Genomic DNA, 15,958 nt, shown 5'->3' with positions numbered 1-15,958 from the left:
GGTGTGGCCATCGGCGCCCTGGCGCTGTTCCTCGCCGCCGCGTTCGCGCCGGCGGCGCTGCTGCCCCATGTGACGGTCTTCGTGCTCGCGATCGTGATCGGCTACTACGTGATCGGCCACGTGCACCATGCCCTGCACACACCGCTGATGTCGGTGACGAACGCGATCTCCGGGATCATCGTCGTCGGCGCGATTCTGCAGATCGGCCACACGAGCACGGCGGTCACGGTGCTGTCGGCCGTGGCGATCCTTCTGGCCAGTATCAACGTCTTCGGCGGCTTCGCGGTGACGCGTCGCATGCTCGCCATGTTCAATCGGAGCTGACATGTCTGCGACCATCGCCGCCCAGGCGGCCTACCTCGTTGCCGCGCTGCTGTTCATCCTCGCGCTGGCAGGACTCTCCAAGCACGAATCGGCACGGCTCGGCAACGCGTTCGGCATGCTCGGCATGGGCGTGGCGCTCGTCGCCTCGGTCGTCCTCGCGGTCGACGGCGACGTCAGCGGCGCCGGCCTCGGCCTGATGGCCGCCGCGATGCTGGCCGGCGCGCTGATCGGCCTCCAGCGGGCCCGCGGCGTCGAGATGACCGGGATGCCCGAGCTGATCGCGCTGCTGCACTCCTTCGTCGGTCTGGCCGCCGTACTGGTCAGCTGGAACGGCTACCTCAACGTCGAGCACGACCCGGACGGCCACGAGGCCCGGGCCCTGGACGCGCTCGGCACGCTGGGCATCCACCACGCCGAGGTGTTCATCGGCCTGTTCATCGGCGCGGTGACCTTCACCGGCTCCATCGTGGCGTACCTGAAGCTCGCCGCGAAGATCGACTCCAAGCCGCTGGTGCTGCCGGGCAAGAACGTGCTGAACCTCGGATCGCTGGCCCTGTTCGTGGCCCTGACGGTCTGGTTCGTCGTCACGCCGGAGCTGTGGCTGCTGATCGCCGTGACCGTCCTCGCGCTGGCCCTGGGCTGGCACCTCGTCGCCTCGATCGGCGGAGGCGACATGCCGGTCGTCGTCTCGATGCTCAACAGCTACTCCGGCTGGGCGGCGGCGGCCTCGGGCTTCCTGCTCGGCAACGACCTGCTGATCGTGACCGGCGCGCTGGTCGGCTCCTCCGGCGCCTACCTGTCCTACATCATGTGCAAGGCGATGAACCGCTCCTTCTTCTCCGTCATCGCCGGCGGCTTCGGCATCGAGGCGCCGTCGGGCTCGGAGGTCGACTACGGCGAGCACACCGAGATCACCGCCGCGAGCGCCGCCGAACTGCTGGGCTCGGCCCGGTCGGTGGTCATCACCCCCGGCTACGGCATGGCCGTGGCGCAGGCGCAGTACCCGGTGGCCGAGCTCACCGCGAAGCTGCGCGCGAAGGGCGTCGACGTGCGGTTCGGCATCCACCCGGTCGCCGGCCGTCTGCCCGGCCACATGAACGTCCTCCTCGCCGAGGCCAAGGTGCCGTACGACATCGTCCTCGAAATGGACGAGGTCAACGACGACTTCGCCGAGACCGACGTCGTCCTCGTGATCGGCGCCAACGACACGGTCAACCCGGCCGGCGCCGAGGACCCCAGCAGCCCGATCGCGGGCATGCCGGTGCTCACCGTGTGGGAGGCGGGCAAGGTCATCGTCTTCAAGCGCTCGATGGCCTCCGGCTACGCGGGCGTGCAGAACCCGCTCTTCTTCCGCGAGAACACCTCGATGCTCTTCGGCGACGCGAAGGCCCGCGTGGAGGACATCGTCGGAGCCCTGTGAGGCGCACCGCCGGGTGAGGGCCTTCCGGCCGGGATGACCTCCCGGCCGGAGCCCTCGGTCTCTCCACCACCACCCCGCGCCGCCGTACACCGGTTCGGACGGCGGAACCGGGAGCGGACCCGGACCGTCCGGCGGTGCGTTATGGGGGGATTCCTGCGTGTTCTCTCGGCTGCGCGGTGCGCGGTGCGCGACCATACGGACGCTGACCCCGGGCTCGGTCACGATGCGCCGGACCGGCGCATCGTGACCGAGCCGGCCGCAAACAGCGGGAAAACCGAGACAGGAAGAAGGACGGACGTGTCCGGCAGTGAGAGCGAGAACCCGGTAATCCCCTCCCCGTCCCGTGCGACGACCCGCCCCAGGACCAACCGGGACTGGTGGCCGAACCAGCTTGACCTGCAGGTCCTCCACCAGCACTCGGAGCGTGCCAATCCGATGCCGGCCGGCTTCTCCTACGCCGCGGAGTTCGCGGCCCTCGACGTCGAGGAGCTGAAGCGGGACGTCTTCGCGGTCATGACCGACTCGCAGGACTGGTGGCCCGCGGACTACGGTCACTACGGTCCGCTCTTCATCCGGATGAGCTGGCACTCCGCGGGCACCTACCGCATCGAGGACGGCCGGGGCGGCGGCGGGAGCGGCGCCCAGCGCTTCGCCCCGCTCAACAGCTGGCCCGACAACGCCAGCCTCGACAAGGCGCGCCGGCTGCTGTGGCCGGTGAAGCAGAAGCACGGCCGGAAGATCTCCTGGGCCGACCTGCTCGTCTTCGCCGGGAACTGCGCCCTGGAGTCGATGGGGTTCGAGACGTTCGGATTCGGCTTCGGACGCGAGGACATCTGGGAGCCCGAGGAGATCTTCTGGGGCCCCGAGGACACCTGGCTCGGCGACGAACGCTACAGCGGCGAACGGGAGCTCTCGGGCCCGCTCGGCGCGGTGCAGATGGGCCTCATCTACGTGAACCCGGAGGGCCCCAACGGCAACCCGGATCCGCTGGCCGCCGCCCGGGACATCCGCGAGACGTTCCGGCGGATGGCGATGAACGACGAGGAGACGGCGGCCCTCATCATCGGCGGCCACACCTTCGGGAAGTGTCACGGCGCGGTGGACGCCCAGTACATCGGCCCGGAGCCGGAGGCGTGCCCGGTCGAGGCGCAGGGCATCGGCTGGAGCAACGCCTTCGGCACCGGCGCCGGCCCGCACGCCCTCACCAGCGGGCTGGAGGGCGCGTGGACCACCGCGCCGACGTCATGGGACAACAACTACCTCGACAACCTCTTCGGCTACGAGTGGGAACTGACCACGAGCCCCGCCGGCGCGCAGCAGTGGACGCCCAGGGACGCGGCGGCGCAGGGGACCGTGCCCGACGCCCACGACCCGTCGAAGAGCCACGCCCCGATGATGCTGACGACCGACCTCGCGCTCAGGGCGGACCCGGTCTACGGCCCGATCGCCCGGCGCTTCCACGAGAACCCGCAGGAGCTCGCGGACGCGTTCGCCAGGGCCTGGTACAAGCTGCTGCACCGTGACATGGGGCCGCTCACGCGCTACCTCGGTCCGTGGGTCGCCGAACCGCAGCTGTGGCAGGACCCCGTACCCGAGGCCGACCACGAGCTGGTCGGTGACGAGGACGTCGCCGCCCTCAAGCGCACGATCCTGTCCTCGGGGCTGTCCGTCTCCCAGCTGGTGTCCACCGCGTGGGCCTCGGCGGCGAGCTTCCGCGGCACCGACAAGCGGGGCGGCGCCAACGGAGCCCGCATCCGGCTCGCCCCGCAGCGCGGCTGGGAGGTCAACGACCTGCCGGGCCTGGCGGACGTACTGCGCACCTACGAGCGGATCCAGCGGGAGTTCGAGGCCGCGCAGTCCGGCGGGAAGCGGATCTCCCTCGCCGACCTGATCGTCCTGGGCGGCTGCGCCGGTGTCGAGCAGGCGGCGAAGGAGGCCGGGCACGACATCACCGTCCCGTTCGCGCCGGGCCGGACGGACGCCTCGCAGGAGCAGACCGACGTGGAGGCGTTCGCCGTCCTCGAACCGCGCGCGGACGGCTTCCGCAACTACCTGCGGGCGGGGGAGAAGCTGGAGGCGGAGACCCTCCTGCTGGACCGGGCCAACCTGCTGACGCTCAGCGCTCCCGAGATGACCGTCCTGGTCGGCGGGATGAGGGTGCTGGACACCAACGCGGGGCAGACCCCGCACGGCGTCTTCACCCGGCGGCCCGGGGCGCTCACCAACGACTTCTTCGTCAACCTGCTCGACCAGGGCACGGAGTGGAAGGTCTCCGGAGCGGCGGAGAACGTGTACGAGGGACGCAGCCGCGCGAGCGGCGAGGTCGTGTGGACCGCCACCGCCGTCGATCTCGTCTTCGGCTCCCACTCCCAGCTCCGCGCGCTCGCGGAGGTCTACGCCTGCCGGGACGCGGAGGAGAGCTTCGTGCGCGACTTCGTGGCCGCGTGGGACAAGGTCATGAACCTCGACCGGTTCGACCTCGCGTGAGCGCGCAGCCCGGGCCGGCCGTCCACCGGCCGGCCCGGGCTCCGCACGGCCGGGGCACCCCCGGCCTACGCGGGCTCACCCCGGGGCGATGCGGCCGCGCCACGCGCCGGACTCGCCGCCGCGGCCCTCGATGAAGTCCTTGAAGCGGCGCATGTCGCCCTTCACCCGCCGCTCGATCAGCCCGGTGGCCGCCGCGGTCTTCTCGGCGATGTCCCTCGCCTCGACGTCCATCACCAGCTGCACGCGGGTGTGGCTCTCGTCCAGGCGCTGGAAGCTGACCATCCCCTTCTGCCTCGTCTCGCCGCGGGTGGTGCGCCACGCGATGCGCTCGTCGGCCAGCTGGTCGATGATCTCGGTCTCGAACTCACGGGTGATGCCGCCGAGTTCCATGGTCCAGCGGTTGTGACGGGCATCCAGCTGCACCACCTCCTCGACGCCTTCCATGAACTTCGGGAACTCCTCGAACTGCGTCCACTGGTTGTAGGCGGTGCTCACGGGGACGTCGACCTCGATCGTCTCGGTCACCATGCTCATGGCCGTGCCTCCTTTCATGACCACCGCGCCGGCAGGAGGTCTGCCGCGCGGACGGGCACGAAGGGGCGCGTACCCCGGCATCCGGGACCGATGCCTGTCCGTCCGCCTGCCGTGGGGGGACGGGGGAGAGACGGCGCAGACGGCGGTGCACCAGGCATTCGCCCGCTGTGCGCAGGGCAGACCCCAGGTGTTCGCCCGAAAGCGCCCCCCGCACGCTGTCCTTGGGGCGCCCCTCGCCGACCGCCCCCCACCTGCGAAGGACCCGCCCCCATGACGCAGTTGAACCGACGCCGCTTCCTCCAGCTCGCCGGCGGCGCCACGGCCCTCGGCCTGCTCTCCGAGAGCATCGCCCGCGCCGCGGCCATACCCGCCCAGGGCGCCACCGGCACCCTCCGGGACGTGGAGCACATCGTCGTCCTCATGCAGGAGAACCGTTCCTTCGACCACTACTTCGGCACCATGAAGGGTGTGCGCGGCTTCGGCGACCCCCGCCCCGTCACCCTGCCCAGCGGCAGGAGCGTCTGGCACCAGTCCGACGGCACGAAGGTGACGCTGCCCTTCCGGCCGGCCGGCGACGACCTCGGGATGGAGTTCCTCCAAGGGCTCAACCACGACTGGGCCGGCGGCCAGAAGGCGTTTAACCGGGGACGCTACGACCAGTGGGTGCCGGCCAAGACCGCGACCACCATGGCGTACCTCACCCGCGACGACATCCCCTTCCACTACGCGCTCGCCGACGCCTTCACCGTGTGCGACGCCTACCACTGCTCCGTCATCGGCTCCACCGACCCCAACCGCTACTACCTGTGGAGCGGGCACACCGGCAACGACGGCACCGGCGGCGGGCCGGTGCTGGACAACGCCGAGGCCGGGTACGGCTGGACCACCTACCCCGAGCGCCTGGAGGCGGCGGGCGTCTCCTGGAAGGTGTACCAGGACATCGGCGACGGCCTGGACGCCGCGGGCTCCTGGGGCTGGATCGAGGACGCGTACCGCGGCAACTACGGCGACAACTCCCTCCTGTACTTCGACAGCTACCGCGGCGCCCGCCCCGGCACCCCCCTGTACGACAAGGCCCGCACCGGCACCGACGCCGCGGCCGGCGACGGCCTGTTCGACATCCTGCGGGCCGACGTACGGTCCGGCCGGCTGCCCTCCGTCTCCTGGATCGCGGCCCCCGAGGCGTTCTCCGAGCACTCCAACTGGCCGTCGAACTACGGCGCCTGGTACATCGCCCAGGTCCTCGACGCACTCACCTCGGACCCCGACGTCTGGGCGCGCACCGCGCTGTTCATCACCTACGACGAGAACGACGGCTTCTTCGACCACGTCGTGCCGCCGTACGCGCCCGCCGACGCCTCACAGGGCCTGTCCGCGGTGCCCACGACGCTGGACACCCACCCCGGCTCGCCCGGCTTCGTCGCCGGACCCTACGGCCTCGGCCCCCGCGTCCCCATGCTCGTCGTCTCCCCCTGGAGCACCGGCGGCTACAGCTGCTCGGAGACGTTCGACCACACCTCGGTCATCCGCTTCATGGAACGCCGCTTCGGCGTCCGCGAGCCGCAGATCTCACCGTGGCGGCGCGCCGTCTGCGGCGACCTCACCTCCGCGTTCGACTTCGCCCGCACGGGGACCGCGCCCGGACTCCCGCCCACCGAGGGCTACTTCCCGCCCGACCGCGAGCGCCACCCCGACTTCCGGCCCACCCCGCCGCCGACCGGCTCCATGCCCCGCCAGGAGCCGGGCCGCAGGCCCACCCGGCCGCTGCGGTACGCCCCGTACACCGACGGCGCCGCGGACACCACGGCCGGCACCTACCGCCTCACCTTCGGCGGCGGGCCCGACGCGGGCGCCCAGTTCCTCGTCACCTCCGCGAACCGCACGGACGCCCCCTGGACCTACACCACCGCGGCCGGCGCGTCGGTCGCCGACACCTGGAACACCCGCTGGTCGAACGGCATCACGGACCTCACCGTCCACGGCCCGAACGGCTTCCTGCGCCGCTTCCGCAGTCCGGGCACGACCCCCGGCCCCGAGGTGTCGGCGCGCCACAACGCGGTCACCGGCGGTCTCGACCTCACCTTCACCAACCCGTCCGCCGCCGAAGTCCGGGTGACCGTCGGCGAGGCGTACGGCGGCACCACCCGCCGGATCGCCGTCCCGGCGGGCGCGACGGTCCGTCACACCCTCGACCTGCGCGCCTCGGGGAGCTGGTACGACGTGACGGTGACCGCCGCCGGCTCCTCCGTGTTCCTGCGCCGGCTCGCCGGCCACGTCGAGACCGGGATCCCCGGCCTGTCCGACCCCGGGCTCCTCACGGACTGAGCCACGCCGTCCGCACCGATCGGCTCCCCACGGCCGGGCCCCGCCGCCCGTCCCGGACCACGGCACACGGGTCCGGGGCGGGCGGCCCCGGCCGAACGGCCCGCGGGGCGCGGCGGCTCACCGGTCGACCGGGATCTCCGCCCACACCTGCTTGCCGCCGCTGAGCGGCACCGCCCCCCACGCCGACGTCGTCGCCTCGACGATCAGCAGGCCCCGGCCGCCGGTGGCGTCCCAGTCGACCTGGGGCTTCACCGGACTGCGGGGCGAGGCGTCGCTGACGGCGACGCGCAGCCGGTCCGAGGACAGGGTCAGGTTGAGGCGTACCTCGCCCCGGGTGTGCGCGATCGCGTTGGTGACCAGTTCGGAGACGACCAGCAGGGCCACGTCCGCCTCCTCGCGCACCCCCCAGGACCGCAGGGTGCGTGCCGTGAACCGACGGGCGTGCAGCACCGCGTCCGGCAGGCGCCAGACCGTCCAGTGGGTCCGCAGCGGGCGCGAACGGGACCCGTCGTAGCGCAGGACCAGCACCGCCATGTCGTCGTCGCGGCCGTCGGCCGCGCCGAGCATGTCGTCGGCGACGCGGCCCGGGTCGGAGGGATCCGCCGCGGCCAGCACCTCCCGGACGCGGCGCATGCCGTCGTCGAGGGCGAGCTGCGACGACTCCACCAGACCGTCCGTGAGCAGGGCCACCAGCGTCCCGGGGCCGAGACCGGCCTCCGTCATGGGGAACTGGGCGTCCGCCAGCACGCCCAGCGGCGGCCCGCCCTCCACCTCCAGTTCCTGCGTCACCCCGTCCGGGTGCCGCAGCAGCGGCGGCAGATGCCCCGCGCGCACGAAGCGGGCGATGCCCTCCTCCATGTCCAGGTCGGCGTAGAGGCAGGTGGCGAAGAGATCCGTCTCCATGCCCACCAGCAGCCGGTTGGCGCGGGCGAGGACCACGTCCGGGGGGTGCCCCTCCACCGCGTACGCCCGCACGGCGGTGCGCATCTGCCCCATGATGGTCGCCGCGGCGGCGCTGTGGCCCTGCACGTCGCCGATGACGAGCGCGACATGGCCCTCGCCGAGCGGGATCACGTCGTACCAGTCGCCGCCCACCTCCAGGCCCCGGGTCGCGGGCAGGTAGCGGGCCACGGCCACTCCGCCGGGAAGCTCGGGAAGTTTGCGGGGCAGCAGGCTGCGCTGGAGCATGGTGGCCAGCTCGTGCCCGGCGTCCAGGGCGTGCGCCCGGGTCAGCGCCTGGCCCACCAGGCCGGCGACGGCCGTGAGCAGCGAGCGTTCCTCCGGGGCGAACGGGTGCGGGTCGTCCCAGCCCACGAGGCAGACACCGACCATCCGGCCCTCGGCCGGCAGCGGCAGGACGGCCAGACCGCCGGGACCGATGCCGGCGAGGTTCTCCTCCAGCCCGGTACCGGACGGCCACAGGCTCAGATGGCCGTGCCGCATGGCGTTCTGAAGGGTCGGCAGAGCGTGGTACGAGGCGTCCGGCCACTCCGAGCGCCACTCCGACTGCCACGCAGGCGGCCAGGCGTGATGGTCCGGCGGATCGAGGACGGTGACGAACAGCCGGTCGGCCTTGAGCTCCGCCAGGGCGATCCGGCCGGCCTGCAACGGCCCCCGCAGCGCCGACACCACGAGCCGGCTGACCTCGCGCACGGTCGTGGCGCCGGCCAGTTTCGCCGCCAGGTCCTGGACGACGGCGACCTCGTCGGCGGTCGGGCGCAGATACGCCGCGTCGGCGACCACACCGAGTATGCGCTCGGGCGTGCCGCCGGGGCCGTAGCGCAGCCGGCACCGCAGCCCCAGCCAGCGCAGCTCCCCGCCCGGCAGCCGGACACGGAACGCCAGCTGCCCGCCGTCGGCCGACATCCGGCCGGGCTCCAGGATCTGCATCAGCGCGGGCACGTCGTCCGGCACCGCGCACGCCAGCAGGGACTCCACCCGCCCGTCGAAGTCCCGCGCGCTCAGCCCGAACAGTGACAGCGCCCGATCGTCGGCCACCAGCCCGCCGCTGCCGAGCGTCAGAGTGAACGCGCCGCCGTGGCGGGGCACCAGCGAGCGGCCGGGCGCCGGTGCGCCCCGGGAGCCCGCCGCGCGGGTGGCGGCCGACTCCAGACCTGCCGCCACCTGGTCGGCGTACAGCTCCAGCAGCCCGCGGCGGTCGGCACTGAAGCCCGCGCCGACGTCCCCCGCCACCAGCAGGCAGCCCAGTGCGGTGGCCCCGCCGCCGAGCGGCAGCGCGCCGAGGGAGTAGGAGGCGGGCCAGGACCCGGCCAGATGGGCCGTCCCGGTGTCGGGGCGCCCGGCGTCGTACGCGGCGAGTTCCTCCGGCGCCAGCCACACCGGCCGGGCCGTGCGGAACGCGTCGGTCGCGGGGGAGTGGCCGGCGACCGCCACGGCGGACGGCAGCGCGTACGTCCCGCCGCCGTCGCCCGCGACCTCCGCCAGACGCAGTTCGTCGTCGCCCTCGGCGAGTACGTAGACAGCGGCCAGCTCGGCCCCGCAGAACGCAAAGTCGTGCCTGGTCAAAGTGTGTACCGCCTCCGTACGCGGACAGGCGTCGCCCTCACTCCCCATGCTGCCGCTCCCCGCGGTGCGGCAGCCAGTGCGGAACAGAAGGTGATGATGCCCCGTGAAGCGGTTGCCGTCAGCCCCTGCACCGCAAACGCCGGGTGTGTCAGCGTATGTCGGCACAGACGGGCGACGGCCCGAGCCGCCGTCGTCACATGGGGTGACCGTTCGGCGACAAGGCGTCGCCGCCGTGCAGGACGGTCAGCAGTCGGCCCACCTCCGACGCCATCGCCGCCCGCGCCGGTCCCAGATACCTGCGGGGGTCGGAGAGCCGCTCGTCGGCCGCGAGCGCCGACCGGGCCGCGCCGGTGAACGTCCGGTTCAGGTGCGTCGAGATGTTGATCTTCCGCATGCCGGCGGTCACCGCCCGGACCAGGCCGGCGTCGTCGACGCCCGAGGATCCGTGCAGCACCAGAGGCACCGGCACCGCCTCGCGCAGTGCGGCGATCAGGGCGAAGTCCAGCGCGGCGTCCCGCGTGGCCATGGCGTGGGAGCTGCCGACCGCGACGGCCAGTGCGTCGACCCCGGTGGCGGCCGTGAAGGCGCGCGCCTCCCCGGGGTCGGTGCGCACGCCCGGGGCGTGGGCACCGTCCTTGCCGCCGATCTCGCCGAGTTCCGCCTCCACGTGCACCCCGTGCTCGTGGCAGTGGGCGGTGATCTTGCGGGTGGCCGCCACGTTCTCCTCGTACGGGAGCTTCGACGCGTCGAACATCACCGAGGTGAAGCCCAGCGCGACCGCCTCGTGCACCAGCTCGGTGGACTCGGCGTGGTCCAGGTGCACGGCGACCGGGACGTGCGCGGCGCGGGCCAGCGCCAGCGTGGCCAGGCCGATCGGCGCCAGCGTGCCGTGGTAGCGCACGGTGTTCTCGCTGATCTGGGCGATCACCGGCAGTCCGGCCGCCTCGGCGCCCGTGACGATGGCCTCGGCGTGTTCGAGCTGCACCACGTTGAACGCGCCGATACCGGTGCCCGCTTCGGCGGCGGCCCGGACGAGGGAATCGGTGGACGTGAGGGGCATCGGGTTCCTCCAGCGGAACGAGGGGGGCGGTCTGGGGAAGTCGTCGGGGGGCGGACGCGTCCACGTCGCCGGCCATCGGCAGGGTGACGCCGGGGCGGACGTCGGGGCATACGTCGACGACGATCTTCTCGTGCATGAAGCTGCGCATACCCTGGTCTCTTCGAACAGTTACGAGCATGTCTCGCGCCGCGCAGTATTCAGCAGCAGACGCGCCCGGTCCAGCTGCCGTTATGGGACTGTTGCCCGAGAACCGGGACAAGTGCATGCGGGTACCTGCGTACGCATGGCGGGTTACGATCAGATTCATGCACGGTGAGGACCCTCGAATCGGGTGAGGGGCGCCGTCGCCCAGCGTGTCGGTGCGCAGCCCGCAGCCTGAAGGAGTCCCGCCATGTCCAAGCACGAGCGGTGGAACGCACTGCTGGAACTGCTCGCAGCCGACGGCAGGGTGGACGTCGAGGACGCCGCGGTCACCCTGGAGGTCTCCCCGGCCACGATCCGCCGCGACCTGGACGAACTGGCCGCCCAGCAGATGCTCGTCCGCACCCGGGGCGGGGCCATCGCCCACGGCGTCAGCTACGAACTCCCGCTCAGGTACAAGTCGTCCCGGCACGCCTCGGAGAAACAGCGCATCGCGTCGGCCGTCGCCGAACTCATCGGAGAGGGTGAAGTGGTGGGGCTCAACGGCGGCACCACCACGACCGAGGTCGCCCGCGCGCTCGCCCTGCGCGCCTCCGGCACCCGCCGCGACGCCCCCGACGCCAACGCGCCCGTCCTCACCGTCGTCACCAACGCCCTCAACATCGCCGGCGAGCTCGCCGTGCGCCCTCAGATCAAGATCGTGGTCACGGGCGGGGTCGCCCGCCCCCAGACCTACGAACTGGTCGGCCCGCTCACCGTCGGCGTCCTGAACGAGGTCGTCCTGGACGTCGCCGTGCTCGGCGTCGACGGCATCGACCCCGAACTCGGCGTGATGACCCATCAGGAGGACGAGGCGAGCATCAGCCGCCTGTTCGCCGAACGGGCCCAGCGCGTCATCCTCGTCACCGACTCCTCGAAGATGGGCAAGCGGGCCTTCGCCCGGATCTGCGGACTCGACAGCATCGACGTCGTGGTGACCGACTCGTCCGTCCCCCCGGACGTCGCCGAGGGCCTCGCGGAGGCGGGCATCAAGGTCGTCGCCGTCTGACGTCACCGGTTCGCCGGGGAGCCGTCCCCGGTCGTCCGGCCGGCGTGCGAGGTGGGTGCCCCGTCGGCGGCCCCGTCATGGGCCGGGCGCCGGGGGAGTGCTTCCCCGGCTGCGGCGGCCGTCGTCGTGGGGTCGTCCGCCCGGACTGAGGGGCGGCGCCCGGGGCCGGGCGGGCGTCAGCCCGTCAGGACCGCCGGCGGCGTCTCGCCGGCCGGCGCGGGCGGCCGGGGCGGGAGGACGAGCAGCACGCCCGGCGTCCGGGGTGCCGGAGCCTCCACCGTCCCGGGAGCGGCCGCCCCGGCCACCGGGCGCGGGCGTCCCGTGACCGGGACGTCTCCCGCCTTCTCTGCGACGGCGTCTCCCTCCGCCTCCGGGAGGGCCCCGTCCGGGGCGGCCGGGACGGCCCGGGTCAGCAGGATCACGCCGCGCGCCGCGACCGCCGCCGACACGGCGGCGGTCAGCCAGCCCCAGGCGCCTGCCCGGAACGTCTCGCCCAGCAGCGCGACGCCGATCACCCCCGCCACGGCCGGGTTGGAGAGGTTGACGAGCGCCAGCGGCGCGGCGAGTCCGCCCCGGTAGGCCCGCTGCGACAGCAGGAGCCCGCCCACGGAGAGGACCGCCACCAGCGCGGCGACCGCCACGGTCTGCCACCACGCCGTCGCCCCGCCCGGCAGCCCGCCGGCCAGGGCCGCGGTGACCGTCTGCGTCAGCGCCGACGCCACACCGGAGGCCACTCCCGACGCGGTCGCGTGCCCGAGACCCCGGCCCCGCGCGAGCACGGCGATCAGGAGCCCCGACGCCGCCGCCACGGCGAGCGACTCCCGCACCGACAGCGCGTCGCCCGGGGCGGCGGGCCCGGTCACCGAGATCAGACCCACGAGACCGGCCAGGGTGCACAGCGCGCCGCGCCACTCGCCGCGCACGACCCGGCGGCGGTCGCGCCGGGCGGCCAGGGGCAGCGCCGCCACCAGGGTCAGCGCCCCGAGCGGCTGGACCAGCGTCAGCGGCCCGTAGTGCAGAGCGCCGACGTGGGCGAGGGCGCCCGCGGCGTTGAGGCCCACCGCCCACCACCACAGCGGCTGCGCGGCCAGCGAACGCGGCGCGCCGCCGTCGCGGGCCGCGACGGCGGCCAGCCGGGACTGCGTCACGGCGGCGAACGCGTACCCGACGGCGGACAGCAGGGAGAGCAGGACCGCGAGGACGAGGCCGCTCATCGCAGCGCCCCGGCGGCACCGGCCGCTGCGGCGCCGCCGGATCCGTGCGCGAGCGCACCGGAAGCGGGCGCCCGCATCAGCAGCAGGACCCCGCCGAGCAGGAGGGCGGCGACGACGGCGTCGAGCCAGTAGTGGTTGGCGGTGCCGACCACGACGAGCAGGGTGAGCAGCGGGTGCAGCAGCCACAGTGCGCGCAGCCGCCCCCGGGTCGCGGCCATCAGACCGAGGGCCACCATCAGGGCCCACCCGACGTGCAGCGAGGGCATCGCGGCGAACTGGTTCGCCATCGAGTCGGTCGCCGGGGTCGCGCCGTACACCGACGGCCCGTACACCTGCGCGGTGTCGACGAGGCCGGCGGCGGACAGCATCCGCGGCGGTGCGAGGGGCATCAGCAGGTGCAGCATCAGCGCGGCGGCCGTCAGCGCCGCCAGCGCCCGGCGGGACCGGCGGTAGTGCTCGGGCCGGCGCCAGTACAGCCAGGCGAGGAAGGCGACCGTGGCGGGGAAGTGCACCACGGCGTAGTAGGTGTTCGCCGCGTGGACGAGGGTGTCGCTGTGCAGCAGCACCCGCTGCACGAGCCCCTCGTCCGGCAGGCCGAGGGCGCGCTCGGCGTCCCATATGCCGGTGGCGTTGTGGAACGCGCGGGCCTCGTGGCCGTTCGCGAGGAGGCGGCCGAGCTTGTAGACGAGGAAGAGCGCCGTCACCAGCGCGAGTTCGCGCAGCAGCGGCGGCCTGTGGGCAGCGGCCGTCCCCGGTATGGCGGGACGTTTCCCGGCAGCCATGACGCGGCCCCTCAGTCACCCGGTACTCGGCCGGCGGATCGACAGCAAACGGAGGAAGCGTAGATCCGAATTCATCGAGACGCAAACGTCTCGATACGTTTGCGTCTCGATTGTGCGGCCCCTACTCTCGTCTGTGCAGTCACCTCCCGCCGACAGCCGCCCACCGCCCCGTCACGGACCGCCCGCCAGGGAGAGGAACCGATGTCCACGCAGGCCGCCACGTCAGCCGCTCGCCGCAGCAAGATCACGCCCCAGCGCGAGCAGGAACTCTTCGCCGCCGTGCTCGACCTGCTCCGCGAGGGCGGCTACGACGCCGTGACCATGGAGGGCGTCGCCGCCCGCACCAAGTGCGGCAAGGCGACGCTCTACCGGCAGTGGAAGACCAAACCGCAGCTCGTGACCGCCGCCCTCGGCGCCCGGCGGTGCGCGCTGTTCACCGGCATCGACACCGGCACGCTCGCGGGCGACCTGCGGGAGGCCGCCCGGCTCGCCTGCGACCGCCGCGGCCGGGACACCGAACTGATGGAGGCCGTCGGCCAGGCCTACCTCCAGCACCCCGATCTGCGCGACGCCCTGCGCGAGACGGTGATCGACCCCGAGGTCGCCGCGCTCGACGCGATCGTGCGCCGCGCCGTCGAACGCGGCGAGCTCGCCGCCGACAACCCGGCGATCGGCTACGTCGCGCCCTGCTTCATGGGGGTGCTGCGCGTCGAGCGGCTCTTCGACGACCGCCTCGGCGACGACGCCGGGCTCCCCGGCTTCGTCGAGGCGGTGCTCTTCCCGGCCCTCGGTCTCGCCGCCCCCGGCCGGGCCGTCCGGTAGCCGCACCGGCGGCCCTCTGTGACCCTGGGCCCATGCAGCGAGGAGCCGGTCAGGTGAAGGTCCGCAGGGTCTACGACGACCCCGGGGCGGACGACGGCACCCGGGTGCTCGTCGACCGCCTCTGGCCGCGCGGCCTGGCCAGGACACGGGCGCGCGTCGACGAGTGGCCCAAGGCCCTCACCCCGTCGACCGAGCTGCGCCGCTGGTACCACGGGCCGGACGGCGAGTACGACGAGTTCTGCCGCCGCTACGAGAGCGAGCTGGCCGAACCACCCGCCGCCGAGGCCCTGTCACGCCTGCGTGCCCTCGCCGCCGAGGGACCCGTGACCCTGCTGACCGCCGCGAAGGACCCGGCCGTCAGTCACACGTCGGTGCTGGTCCGCCTTCTCGCGCGGTGAGCCGCGGGGCCTCGGACGCCGCGTCCACCGGCCCCGCCGCCCGCCCGGCCAGCTCCCGCGCCCACGCGGTCAGGCCGGGCACGTCGATGCCGTAGGGACCGGGAAACGGCGCGATCCGGTCCGCGCCGCGCCGCAGCAGGCGCACACCGCCCGTGGCATTGCCCCGGGCGGCATGGGTGAGCCCCACGGCGAGTTGGGCGAGCCCGCGCCACAGCTCACGCTCCGCCTCGGGCCCCGACTTCCACGCGTCCTCGAACACCTCGTGCGCGTGGAACGGCTTCCCCTCGTCGAGCAGCCGCTGTGCCTCGGCCAGCGACTCCCCGGGGGTGCGCACCAGGCCCTCCGGCTGACGCTCCACACCCGCCGCACCGTACGGCAGGGGACGCCCGAGACCGTCCCTGGGCCGGGCGTTCCTCGCCCTGCCCTCCGCGTCGCGGTCCCGCCCCGGCCTGCTGCTGCGTGCCTCGTCCATCCGCCCATTGTCCCGCCGGCCGCCCGGAGCCACTTCCCGGGTGCGCGCGGCCGCGTCCGGCCGTCCCGTGGAGTGTTGTATGGTTCTCTTGCGCGTTCGGCCAGGGGGAAAGCCCAGGTCACACGGGCATCGGGACGTGGCGCAGCTTGGTAGCGCACTTGACTGGGGGTCAAGGGGTCGCAGGTTCAAATCCTGTCGTCCCGACTCGAGAGAGTCGTCGATCAGAGGTCGTGTCGGAGCAGTCCGACACGACCTCTGACCGTTTTCCGGGTTCACCCGCCGTCCCGCGCCGGGCCCGCACCCTGCCCGGCTCGGCCCCCCACGGGCCGGGCAGGGTGCGGGCCCGGCGCGGGACGGCGGGTGAACCCGGAAAACGGTCAGAGGTCGTGTCGGACTGCTCCGACA

12 protein-coding genes, 1 tRNA gene and 1 pseudogene are annotated in these 15,958 nt (G+C 73.4%); 8 read left to right on the top strand and 6 right to left on the bottom strand.

All coding sequences use genetic code 11. The annotated features are described in order from the left end of the window. Positions 1–3: 3 nt before the first annotated feature. The 3 genes and pseudogenes from EAO77_RS33270 to katG all read left to right on the top strand — a co-directional run. Positions 4–324 (top strand): annotated as a pseudogene (locus tag EAO77_RS33270) (proton-translocating transhydrogenase family protein); the annotation flags it as partial. 1 nt (position 325) lies between these two features. Further along, complete coding sequence (pntB, locus tag EAO77_RS33265; protein WP_147992038.1) at positions 326–1,744, top strand: Re/Si-specific NAD(P)(+) transhydrogenase subunit beta; 1,419 nt, start codon at positions 326–328, stop codon at positions 1,742–1,744. A 297-nt stretch (positions 1,745–2,041) separates the two neighbouring features. Continuing rightward, on the top strand, positions 2,042–4,231 hold the full coding sequence (gene katG, locus EAO77_RS33260; RefSeq protein ID WP_147992037.1) for a catalase/peroxidase HPI: 2,190 nt from the start codon (positions 2,042–2,044) through the stop codon (positions 4,229–4,231). Positions 4,232–4,306: 75 nt separating this feature from the next. Here the strand turns inward: katG and EAO77_RS33255 are convergent, their stop codons facing one another. Next, on the bottom strand, positions 4,307–4,765 hold the full coding sequence (locus EAO77_RS33255) for an SRPBCC family protein (RefSeq protein ID WP_147992036.1): 459 nt from the start codon (positions 4,763–4,765) through the stop codon (positions 4,307–4,309). A gap of 270 nt (positions 4,766–5,035) precedes the next feature. Between EAO77_RS33255 and EAO77_RS33250 the strand changes: the two genes are divergently transcribed. Beyond that, positions 5,036–7,090 (top strand): phosphocholine-specific phospholipase C, encoded by a 2,055-nt coding sequence (locus EAO77_RS33250; protein ID WP_147992035.1) that lies wholly within the window; start codon positions 5,036–5,038, stop codon positions 7,088–7,090. 117 nt (positions 7,091–7,207) lie between these two features. Here the strand turns inward: EAO77_RS33250 and EAO77_RS33245 are convergent, their stop codons facing one another. Both EAO77_RS33245 and EAO77_RS33240 read right to left on the bottom strand, forming a co-directional pair. Next, positions 7,208–9,616, bottom strand: a complete 2,409-nt coding sequence (locus EAO77_RS33245; RefSeq protein ID WP_147992034.1) for a SpoIIE family protein phosphatase — start codon at positions 9,614–9,616, stop codon at positions 7,208–7,210. A gap of 193 nt (positions 9,617–9,809) precedes the next feature. Beyond that, complete coding sequence (locus EAO77_RS33240) at positions 9,810–10,676, bottom strand: ketose-bisphosphate aldolase (RefSeq protein ID WP_147992033.1); 867 nt, start codon at positions 10,674–10,676, stop codon at positions 9,810–9,812. Positions 10,677–11,067: 391 nt separating this feature from the next. Between EAO77_RS33240 and EAO77_RS33235 the strand changes: the two genes are divergently transcribed. Continuing rightward, a complete protein-coding gene (locus tag EAO77_RS33235) occupies positions 11,068–11,865 on the top strand; it encodes a DeoR/GlpR family DNA-binding transcription regulator (protein WP_147992032.1) in 798 nt (265 codons plus the stop codon). A gap of 176 nt (positions 11,866–12,041) precedes the next feature. Here EAO77_RS33235 and EAO77_RS33230 read toward each other — a convergent pair whose 3' ends face one another. Further along, the gene (locus EAO77_RS33230; RefSeq protein ID WP_187283525.1) at positions 12,042–13,079 is read right to left on the bottom strand and encodes a DMT family transporter; all 1,038 of its coding nucleotides are present in this window, start codon (positions 13,077–13,079) and stop codon (positions 12,042–12,044) included. Beyond that, positions 13,076–13,861: a phosphatase PAP2 family protein gene (locus EAO77_RS33225; RefSeq protein ID WP_147992031.1), complete on the bottom strand. Its 786-nt coding sequence runs from the start codon at positions 13,859–13,861 to the stop codon at positions 13,076–13,078. Before EAO77_RS33225 ends, EAO77_RS33230 begins: the two co-directional genes overlap by 4 nt. A gap of 201 nt (positions 13,862–14,062) precedes the next feature. On the opposite strand from EAO77_RS33225, the gene EAO77_RS33220 reads away from it, so the two are divergent. Further along, positions 14,063–14,683, top strand: coding sequence for a TetR/AcrR family transcriptional regulator (locus EAO77_RS33220; protein ID WP_147992030.1), 621 nt, complete (start codon positions 14,063–14,065; stop codon positions 14,681–14,683). Positions 14,684–14,715: 32 nt separating this feature from the next. Then, complete coding sequence (locus EAO77_RS33215) at positions 14,716–15,081, top strand: DUF488 domain-containing protein (protein WP_147992029.1); 366 nt, start codon at positions 14,716–14,718, stop codon at positions 15,079–15,081. Here EAO77_RS33215 and EAO77_RS33210 read toward each other — a convergent pair. Beyond that, entirely contained in the window at positions 15,041–15,553 is a 513-nt protein-coding gene (locus EAO77_RS33210) for a DUF309 domain-containing protein (protein WP_147992028.1), read from the bottom strand. The two genes, EAO77_RS33215 and EAO77_RS33210, sit on opposite strands and share 41 nt — an antisense overlap. A gap of 130 nt (positions 15,554–15,683) precedes the next feature. Between EAO77_RS33210 and EAO77_RS33205 the strand changes: the two genes are divergently transcribed. After that, a tRNA-Pro gene (locus EAO77_RS33205) sits at positions 15,684–15,757 on the top strand. Positions 15,758–15,958 lie beyond the last annotated feature (201 nt).

This window comes from Streptomyces sp. T39 (genome assembly GCF_008042045.1).
Lineage (GTDB): Bacteria > Actinomycetota > Actinomycetes > Streptomycetales > Streptomycetaceae > Streptomyces.
This window is presented reverse-complemented; position numbering and strand designations above follow the sequence as displayed.

Excerpts from the sequence above, each read along its gene's own strand:
- EAO77_RS33230 (WP_187283525.1), bottom strand. The coding sequence starts at position 13,079 with ATGAGCGGCCTCGTCCTCGCGGTCCTGCTCTCCCTGCTGTCCGCCGTC.
- pntB (WP_147992038.1), top strand. The coding sequence starts at position 326 with ATGTCTGCGACCATCGCCGCCCAGGCGGCCTACCTCGTTGCCGCGCTG.
- EAO77_RS33255 (WP_147992036.1), bottom strand. The coding sequence starts at position 4,765 with ATGAGCATGGTGACCGAGACGATCGAGGTCGACGTCCCCGTGAGCACC.
- EAO77_RS33225 (WP_147992031.1), bottom strand. The coding sequence starts at position 13,861 with ATGGCTGCCGGGAAACGTCCCGCCATACCGGGGACGGCCGCTGCCCAC.
- EAO77_RS33210 (WP_147992028.1), bottom strand. The coding sequence starts at position 15,553 with ATGGACGAGGCACGCAGCAGCAGGCCGGGGCGGGACCGCGACGCGGAG.
- EAO77_RS33220 (WP_147992030.1), top strand. The coding sequence starts at position 14,063 with ATGTCCACGCAGGCCGCCACGTCAGCCGCTCGCCGCAGCAAGATCACG.
- EAO77_RS33215 (WP_147992029.1), top strand. The coding sequence starts at position 14,716 with ATGCAGCGAGGAGCCGGTCAGGTGAAGGTCCGCAGGGTCTACGACGAC.
- EAO77_RS33250 (WP_147992035.1), top strand. The coding sequence starts at position 5,036 with ATGACGCAGTTGAACCGACGCCGCTTCCTCCAGCTCGCCGGCGGCGCC.
- EAO77_RS33240 (WP_147992033.1), bottom strand. The coding sequence starts at position 10,676 with ATGCCCCTCACGTCCACCGATTCCCTCGTCCGGGCCGCCGCCGAAGCG.
- EAO77_RS33235 (WP_147992032.1), top strand. The coding sequence starts at position 11,068 with ATGTCCAAGCACGAGCGGTGGAACGCACTGCTGGAACTGCTCGCAGCC.